Genomic DNA, 879 nt, shown 5'->3' on the forward strand with positions numbered 1-879 from the left:
TCCATCAGTTTCACCGCTTCGTCTTTCCGGTCTCCACGACGCACTTGGCCGGACTTTTTGCCTGCGAACTCTTGTTTTGCGGCGAATCCTGCGGCGGTGTGGTGCTCGGCTGTCCAGCGGGCCATGGAGTTGGCGATTGAGCGCACTTCGGCCAGGTCGAGCGGCCCGCCGGCACTTGATGGAATCGCGCCGTTGAGGTCGAGCAGGTGCGACAGTGCCGCGCGATAGAGCGCGTCAGCGTGCGGGAAGTCCATGGCGCGGTTGAGCCGGTAGACCTCGTGACGGCCTTGCTCGAACAGCGCGCAGTTTCGGCCGAGGTCGGTGCGGGCGTTTTCGGTCTTGCGCGGCAGTTGCCGGGGCATGGCAGCGGTGCGCATCTCGCCGAGTTCGTAGGTGCGCTCACCGCCCCAGATCACCTCGCCGGGAGCGAGGTCGGGAAACACCGGGTTGCGGGTGATGAAGCCGGTGTAGGCGGGGTCAGCGTCGAGCGTGCGGACAAGCCCCTCCTGGACGCGCGCGGCGTATCGCATGGGCTTGCGTGCGGCGTACTCGCTGCGGCACACCGGCGAGGACAGCCACCAGCCGACGTGTGCGCCCCGGTCAGTCTCGATGACCCAGGACGGGTCGGGGTGCTCGTGCGGCTTCTCGAGCGCGTCCATCACGGCGCTGGCGCGGTCGATGTCGACCACGAGCGCGTTCTGGAACCGGCGCGGGTTGGCTTGGATGAACCGCTGCTGCACGGCTGCGGTGCCGGGCATGCGTCGGATGGCGGTCTTGGTGGCACCGCCCATCGCCCCGTGGTCGATCAGACCCCATTGGTCGATCCAGAAATCGCTCATCGCTGTCACGCGATTCACCGTCGCACACCCTCCCGCAAAA

Annotated in this window: 1 protein-coding gene; it reads right to left on the minus strand. The window is 67.1% G+C overall.

The features are described 5' to 3' along the window. Window positions 1-839, minus strand: an 839-nt coding sequence (locus tag HMPREF2791_RS03120; protein ID WP_070844357.1) for a replication initiation protein, incomplete at its 3' end; no start/stop codon positions are given. Between the last annotated feature and the right edge of the window lie 40 nt (window positions 840-879).

The organism is Corynebacterium sp. HMSC034A01, assembly GCF_001838175.1.
Classification (GTDB): Bacteria; Actinomycetota; Actinomycetes; order Mycobacteriales; family Mycobacteriaceae; genus Corynebacterium.